At 68.0% G+C, this 7,885-nt stretch carries 5 protein-coding genes and 1 pseudogene; 2 read left to right on the forward strand and 4 right to left on the reverse strand.

What is annotated here, in order from left to right:
- A partial coding sequence (locus KZA10_RS04475; protein WP_218682281.1) for a thiolase family protein occupies window positions 1-909 on the forward strand: 909 nt, incomplete at its 5' end.
- An 8-nt stretch (window positions 910-917) separates the two neighbouring features.
- Complete coding sequence (locus KZA10_RS04480; RefSeq protein WP_141386816.1) at window positions 918-3,062, forward strand: 3-hydroxyacyl-CoA dehydrogenase NAD-binding domain-containing protein; 2,145 nt, start codon at window positions 918-920, stop codon at window positions 3,060-3,062.
- A 60-nt stretch (window positions 3,063-3,122) separates the two neighbouring features.
- Here the strand turns inward: KZA10_RS04480 and KZA10_RS04485 are convergent, their stop codons facing one another.
- From KZA10_RS04485 to KZA10_RS04500, 4 genes and pseudogenes are all read right to left on the reverse strand, one after another.
- On the reverse strand, window positions 3,123-4,745 hold the full coding sequence (locus tag KZA10_RS04485; RefSeq protein WP_218682282.1) for a GMC oxidoreductase: 1,623 nt from the start codon (window positions 4,743-4,745) through the stop codon (window positions 3,123-3,125).
- Window positions 4,746-4,788: 43 nt separating this feature from the next.
- Window positions 4,789-5,646: a serine hydrolase gene (locus tag KZA10_RS04490; protein ID WP_308289582.1), complete on the reverse strand. Its 858-nt coding sequence runs from the start codon at window positions 5,644-5,646 to the stop codon at window positions 4,789-4,791.
- A 110-nt stretch (window positions 5,647-5,756) separates the two neighbouring features.
- Window positions 5,757-7,721, reverse strand: coding sequence for a M13 family metallopeptidase (locus KZA10_RS04495; protein ID WP_055874706.1), 1,965 nt, complete (start codon window positions 7,719-7,721; stop codon window positions 5,757-5,759).
- Between the two features lie 37 nt (window positions 7,722-7,758).
- Window positions 7,759-7,885: pseudogene (locus KZA10_RS04500) on the reverse strand (AMP-binding protein); the annotation flags it as partial.

A 7,885-nucleotide genomic window follows, 5' to 3' on the forward strand; every position in this document is an offset into this window, starting at 1 on the left:
ACGAGCGTCACGACGATGGGCGCCTCGATCGGCGTCGGCATGTACGACTTCGCCCTCGCCGGCGGCGTCGAGCACATGGGCCACCACCCCATCGGGGCGAACGCCGACCCGAACCCCCGCTTCGTGGCCGAGAAGATGGTCGACCCCGGCGCGCTCAACATGGGTGTCACGGCGGAGCGCATCTTCGATCGCTTCCCGCACCTGACCAAGGAGCGCTCGGACCGCTTCGGCATGCTGAGCCAGCACAAGGTGCAGGCCGCGTACGACGCCGGCAAGATCCAGCCCGACCTCGTTCCCGTGGCCACCAAGGGGCCCGACGGCGCCTGGGGTCTCGCCACCGAAGACGAGGGCCGTCGCCCGCAGACCACCATGGAGGACCTCGCGGCCCTCAAGACGCCGTTCCGCCCGCACGGCCGCGTCACCGCCGGTACCTCTTCGCCTCTCACCGACGGCGCGACGATGTCGCTGCTCGCCGGCGGCGGTGCGGTCAAGGAGTTCGGACTCGCGCCGAAGATGCGGATGGTCTCGTTCGCGTTCGCCGGAGTGCAGCCGGAGATCATGGGCATCGGACCGATCCCGTCGACCGAGAAGGCCCTGAAGAAGGCCGGCCTCACGATCGCCGACATCGGCCTGTTCGAGCTCAACGAGGCGTTCGCCATCCAGGTGATCTCGCTGCTCGACCACTTCGGCATCGCCGACGACGATCCCCGAGTGAACCAGTGGGGCGGCGCCATCGCGTTGGGTCACCCGCTCGCGGCATCCGGCGTGCGCCTCATGATCCAGCTCGCGGCGCAGTTCGCCGAGCGCCCCGACGTCCGTTACGGCCTGACCGCCATGTGCGTCGGCCTCGGCCAGGGCGGATCGGTCATCTGGGAGAACCCGCACTACGACGGCAAGAAGAAGAAGTGAGCGCCACCGTGACGAACTACGACGAGATCGACTTCTCCCCCATCCAGGCGCTCACCGAGGGCGAGGTCATCACCCAGTCCCCGGTGCGCGATATCCGTCTCCCCTCGGGCAAGGTGCTGGCCCTGATCACGCTCGACAACGGTCGTGACCACACCCGTCCGAACACGCTGGGCCCTGCGACGCTCACGCAGCTGGGTGAGACGCTCGACGGTCTCAAGGCGCGAGCCGCAGCCGGCGAGATCCAGGCCGTCGGCATCACGGGAAAGCAGTACATCCTCGCCGCGGGTGCCGACCTGTCCGACATCAGCAAGGTCGGCTCGCGCGACAACGCACGCCTCATCGCGCAGCTCGGCCACAAGGTACTCGGCAAGCTGGGCGATCTCGGCGTGCCGTCGTTCGCCTTCGTGAACGGCCTCGCCCTGGGCGGCGGCCTGGAGATCGCGCTGAACTCCAGCTACCGCACGGTCGACGCGTCTGCGGCAGCGGTCGCACTCCCCGAGGTATTCCTCGGCATCATCCCCGGTTGGGGCGGCGCCTATCTGCTGCCGAACCTGATCGGCATCGAGAACGCCCTCGAGGTCGTCATCTCGAACCCTCTCAAGCAGAACCGGATGCTGAAGCCCCAGCAGGCGTTCGATCTCGGCATCTTCGACGCGATCTTCCCCGCCGCGAACTATCTGGAGAACTCGCTCTCCTGGGCGGACGCCGTACTCGGCGGCAAGAAGGTCGAGCGCAAGAACGAACCAGGGAAGATCGAGCGGCTCACCAAGTGGCCGATCGCGATCAAGATGGCGCGCGGCATGCTCGAATCGAAGATCGGAACGGTACCGAAGTCTCCGTACGCGGCGCTCGACCTGCTCGACAAGGCGAAGAGCGGCACCAAGGCCGAGGGCTTCGCCCGCGAGGACGAGGCGCTCGCCGACCTCGTCACCGGCGACCAGTTCGCCGCGTCGATGTATGCCTTCGACCTCGTGCAGAAGCGCGCGAAGCGGCCTGTCGGTGCTCCTGACAAGGAGCTCGCGAAGAAGGTCACCAAGGTGGGCATCATCGGTGCCGGACTCATGGCCAGCCAGTTCGCGCTGCTGTTCGTGCGCAAGCTCCAGGTGCCCGTGCTCATCACGGACCTCGACCAGGCACGCGTCGACAAGGGCGTCGCCTACATCCACGAGGAGATCGGCAAGCTCGAGGCCAAGGGGCGTCTGGACGCCGACTCTGCGAACAAGCTGCGCGCGCTCGTGACCGGCACCACCGACAAGAGCCTCTACGCGGACTGCGACTTCGTGATCGAGGCCGTGTTCGAAGAGGTCGGCGTCAAGCAGCAGGTGTTCGGAGAGATCGAGAAGATCATCGCCGAGGACGCGATCCTCGCGACCAACACCTCGTCGCTGTCGGTCGAAGAGATCGGTGCGAAGCTCGCCCACCCCGAGCGCCTGGTCGGGTTCCACTTCTTCAACCCGGTCGCGGTGATGCCGCTGATCGAGATCGTGAAGACGCCCGACACCGCCGATGCGGCGCTGTCGACGGCCTTCGTCGTCGCGAAGAACCTCGGAAAGAACGCGGTTCTCACCGCCGACGCCCCGGGCTTCGTCGTGAACCGGCTGCTCGCGAAGGTCATGGGAGAGGCTGCACGTGCCGTCTACGAGGGCACGCCGATCGCCGACGTAGAGAAGGCCTTCGGCCCGCTCGGCCTGCCGATGGGACCCTTCCAGCTGATCGACCTGGTCGGTTGGAAGGTCGCAGCCCATGTGCAGGACACGATGGTGCAGGCCTTCCCCGAGCGGTTCTACGCGAACGAGAACTTCCATGCCCTCGCCGAGCTCGACGCGGTCGTGGAGAAGGACAAGGGCGGACGCGTCGTCGGCTGGAGCAAGCAGGCCGAGAAGGTCCTGAAGCCCGCTGTCGGGAAGACTCCGGCGACGGCTGCGACGATCCTCCAGCGTGTGCAGGACGGTCTCGCGCAGGAGATCAAGCTGATGCTCGACGAGGGCGTGGTCCCCGAGGTCGAAGACATCGACCTGTGCCTGATCCTCGGCGCCGGCTGGCCCTTCATCGACGGCGGCGCTTCGCCGTACCTCGACCGCGAGGGTGCTTCCGAGCGGGCGTTCGGCGGTTCGTTCCACACTCCGCAGATCCGCGGCATCGAGAGCCGCTGATCACCGCCGAAGGGGTCGCATCGAAAGATGCGGCCCCTTCGTCGTCTCCTGCGCGGTCGTCTACTGCGAGGGCCGCTGATCCGTCTCGTCGGTCTTCGGCCAGTACGACAGCGCCCGTTCGGCCAGAGCGGTGATCGTGAGAGACGGGTTGACGCCGGGGTTCGCGGGCACGGCCGAGCCGTCGACCACGTGCAGCCCCGGGTGTCCCCAGACCCGGTGATAGGGATCGATCACTCCGTCTTCAGGCGACGCCGAGATCACCGCACCGCCGAGGAAGTGCGCGGTCAGCGGGATCCCGAAGACCTCGGGCCACGAGCCGCGGGCTTCCGCGGACACTCCGCCTTCCTGCTCGACGCGCCTCGCGATCGCCGCAGCGGCCGTGTGCGCCTGCGGGAGATGACTCGGGTTCGGTTCACCGTGTCCCTGTGCACTGGTCATCACGAGTCGGCCGAAGCGGCGTCGCAGGGACAGGGTGAGCGAGTTGTCGGCGGTCTGCATCGCGAGCGCGATGATTCCCCGTTCGCTCCACCGGCGGAGGTTCCCGAGACGGAACTGCCGCACCGGCGATCGGAGCACTTGTCTGATGAGGCTGCCCAGTCGTGTGCCCAGACCACGGTCGCCCGGCACGAGAACGGTCGCGAGCGCACCCATCAGGTTCGAGCCGGGACCGTAGCGCACGTTCTCCACATGAGTGCGGTCATCGACATGGAAGGAGGTGGTGATCGCGATTCCCCGCGCCAGCTCCAGAGACTCCGGAACCGCGGTCGCCACCGCGCCGTCGAGGGCCTCGGAGTTGGTTCGGGTGAGCCTCCCCAGGGCATCGGAGACCCGTGGCAGCGCACCGGAGGCCTTCATCCGGTGCAGCAGCTGCTGAGTGCCCCAGGTGCCGCCGGCGAGCACGACCTGCTCTGCCGTCACCGTGCGACGTCCGTGCCGGAACCAGGCACCGCTGCGCTGCGTGGTCACCGCAAATCCGCCGCCGGGGAGTTCACGCACGTCGCTCACCGTCCGCAGCGCCTCGATCGAGACACCTCGACGTTCCGCGAGGGCGAGGTAGTTCTTCATGAGGGTGTTCTTCGCGCCCACACGGCAGCCCACCATGCAGTTGCCGCAGAGCGTGCAGCCGGTGCGGTCCGGTCCTTCACCGCCGAAGAAGGGATCGGTCGTGCGCTCCCCCGGCTTCCCGAACCAGACGCCGACGGGGGCACGACGAAAAGTCGAGCCGACGCCCAGGTCGTCGGCCGCACCGGCCATGATCCGTTCGACAGGCCCCGTGTGCGGATAGTGCTCCACCACGCCGAGCATCCGCTTCGCGGTGGCGTAATGCGGCGACAGCTCCGACTCCCACTCGGCGATGCCTCGCCACTGCGGATCCTGGAAGAACGCGGGACCCGGCTGATAGAGCGTGTTCGCGTAGTTGAGCGAGCCTCCGCCCACTCCCGCGCCCGCCAGGATCATCACGTGCGGAAGCCGATGGATGCGCTGCACGCCGTAGCACCCGAGCATCGGCGCCCAGAGGTAGCGGCGAAGATTCCAGCTCGTCTTCGCGAAGTCGTCATCCTCGAAGCGACGGCCGGCCTCGTAGACGCGGACCCGGTAGCCCTTCTCCGCCAGTCGCAGCGCGGCCACGGACCCGCCGAACCCGGAGCCGACGATCGCGACGTCTTCATCGAACCTCGTCATCGCACACCCTCCGACCGCATCGTCGCCTCCGGCACCATCATCGTCAGCGCCGCAGGGAGCACCGCGACGGTGCACACATTCTCGCCACCCCGCGATCGCGGCCGGTCTTGTTCACGAACAGCAGGCCGTGGGCATCGTGATCGTGCGCGAACGGATCGAGACCCGTGGATGCCGCGACCAGGCTCAGGTCCTGATTCAGGCTCAACCACTCCGACACCTGTGCGCTGACGGCGGCATCGACCACCTGCGAGTTCACGAGGGCGGAGAAGAGTCCGGCGAGCTCGCGTGCGGATCCCACGGCCACCTGCGGGGCGTCGTCAGGACCACGGTGGTCGCGGAAGCGGTCGAGAAGGGCCGTGCGGCGCAGACCCAGCGACTCGATGCGCTCGCGCACCCGGTCGTGGCCGACCTTGTGAAGCAGAGCGTTTACCGCGATGGGATCCCCCGCGGTCGCCGCCATCACGGCGAGGTCTTCCAACGGCAGGGCCGGTGCGTGCAGATGCCGCCACAGACCCGAGGTCTCCACCGGCTCGAGGCTTTCGCGTTCGACGATCTCGAACGGATCGAGAGCACCGCTCTGGAAGCCGGCAGCCACCTCGATCAGCAGAGGCACCACTCCGAGACCCGCGATCGGCATCGTGACATGGTCGTCGCCGGCGAGCACGTGCACATGGTTGTCGAGGTCGACGACGTGCACCGAGACCTGCGCCCCGGAGTCGACCAGGCCCTCCAGCGAACGCAGCGTGGCGGTGAACGACCGGCGTCCGGCAGCGGCGCGTCGGGGAAGCCGGCGACTGGTGCGCTGCGAGCGGCGACCCGCACCGGAGGCCTCCTGGGCAGCGCCGAGAGACTCGGGGGCCGAGGAGTTTCGGAGACCTTCACCAGGCTCGAGAGCGCCCACGCTGATCCTTAGGGGGGTGGATGTGCGGGATACCGAGGGGAGACGCTCCCCAGCGGCAGGGCTATCGTAACCCCACCGCCGGGGGACGGTTCACAGAGTGTGACGATTGGTCACCAGATGGTCACTCGCGACGCCGCAGGCAGCCAGAGGGCGTCGTTCTCGCTCACGCCGAACGCCTCGTAGAACGCGTCGATGTTGCGCACGATCTGGTTGCAGCGGAACTCGTTCGGCGAGTGCGGGTCGATCGTCAGCAGGCGCAGCGTCTCGGCGTCACGGCTCTTCTGCTGCCACACCTGCGCCCACGAGAGCAGCAGGCGCTGCACACCCGTGTATCCATCGATCACCGGGGCCTCCGCGCCGCCGAGCGAGAGCTCATAGGCCTTGAGGGCGATCCCGAGGCCGCCGAGGTCGCCGATGTTCTCGCCGATCGTGAGCGCGCCGTTCACGTGGTGCTCGGCGTCGAGGCCCTCGGGCACCAGCGCGTCGTACTGGGCGATCAGCGCCTTGGTGCGCTCCTCGAACGCCGACCGGTCGGCATCCGTCCACCAGTCCTGCAGGCGACCGTCGCCGTCGTAGCGGCTGCCCTGGTCGTCGAAGCCGTGGCCGATCTCGTGGCCGATGACCGCACCGATGCCGCCGTAGTTCGCCGCCGCGTCGCGACCGGCGTCGAAGAACGGGTACTGCAGGATCGCCGCGGGGAACACGATCTCGTTCATGGACGGGTTGTAGTAGGCGTTGACCATCTGCGGCGGCATGTGCCACTCGGTGCGGTCGATGGGCGTGCCTACCTTGTCGATGTTGCGGTCGTGCTCGAAGATCGAGGCGCGGCGCACGTTGCCGAACAGGTCGGCCCTGTCGATCTCGAGGCTCGAATAGTCGCGCCAGACCTCGGGGTGCCCGATCTTCGGGGTGAAGGAGTCGAGCTTGGCGAGTGCGCGCTCGCGGGTCTCGGCCGTCATCCACTCCAGCTCGGTGATGCTCTGCCGGTACGCCTCGATGAGGTGGGCGACCAGCTCGTCCATCGCGGCCTTCGCCGTCGGCGGGTAGTGGCGCTCGACGTACACCTTGCCGATCGCCTCTCCGAGCGCACCCTCGGTGAGCGAGACGCCGCGCTTCCAGCGCTCGCGGATGGTGGGGACGCCGGTGAGCTCGGTGCCGTAGAACGAGAAGTTCTCCTGCACGAGATCGTCGGTCAGGTACGGGGCCGCGGCGTGCACGGCCTTGGCGCGCAGCCATGCCTTCCAGTCGTCCAGGCGCTCGGGGGTCAGCAGCGAGCCGAGGCCTTCGAAGAAGCTGGGCTGCGAGACGACGACCTCGTCGAAGGCCGCGGGGTTCGACGGCGAGACCGCCTCTCGCCACGGAGTCAGGTCGATGCCGGCGAGCGCCTGCAGCTCTTCCCACGTCTTGAGGTTGTACGTCGCCACCGCATCGCGGCTGCGCACGTTGTCCCAGTGATGACCGGCGAGCTCGGTCTCGAGCGCGATCGCACGGTCGGCGTTCACGGCGGCATCGGCCACGCCCGCGAGGCCGAGCAGACGCTCGAGGTGCGCACGGTACGCGGCCCGGGTGTCGGCGAAGGTGTCGAGACGGAAGTAGCTCTCGTCGGGCAGCGACAGACCGGCCTGCACGAGTACCGGAACATAGCGCTCGGGGTCGCCGGGATCGCCGTCGACGTACAGGCCGATGATCGACGCACGGCCGTCGCGGTCGTAGGCGCCCACCGTGCGCAGGAACGTCGGAACGTCGGCGATCGCATCGATCTCGGCGAGCGTGTCGGCAAGCGGCGCGACGCCGGCGGCATCGATGCGCGCGGTGTCCATGAAGCTCGCGAACAGGTCGCCGATCTTGCGGGCGAGAGTGCCCTCCGGGGCATCCTGCGACTCCTCGATGATCGCGCGCACGTCTTTCTCTGCCTGCTCGGCGAGAAGATGGAACGAGCCCCAGCGCGCCTTGTCGCCCGGGATCTCGGTGCGGGCGAGCCAGGCGCCGTTCACGTGACGATAGAGGTCGTCCTGCGGGCGGATGTCGGAGCTGAACTCATCAAGGGCGAGGCCCACGGGAAGAACGTCAGTCATGCTCCCCAGCCTATGACCCGCCTCCCCCAGACGGCATCACGTCAGTCTCCGGGTGCAGGTCGAAGACGTACTTGTGCGAGTACGCCACCTGGGTGAGATACCCACCGGAGGTGTGCAGGATGCCCTTGGGCTTCCCCGTCGTTCCCGAGGTGTAGAGGATGAAG

This window comes from Microbacterium sp. BF1 (assembly GCF_019279095.1).
Taxonomy (GTDB): Bacteria; Actinomycetota; Actinomycetes; order Actinomycetales; family Microbacteriaceae; genus Microbacterium; species Microbacterium maritypicum.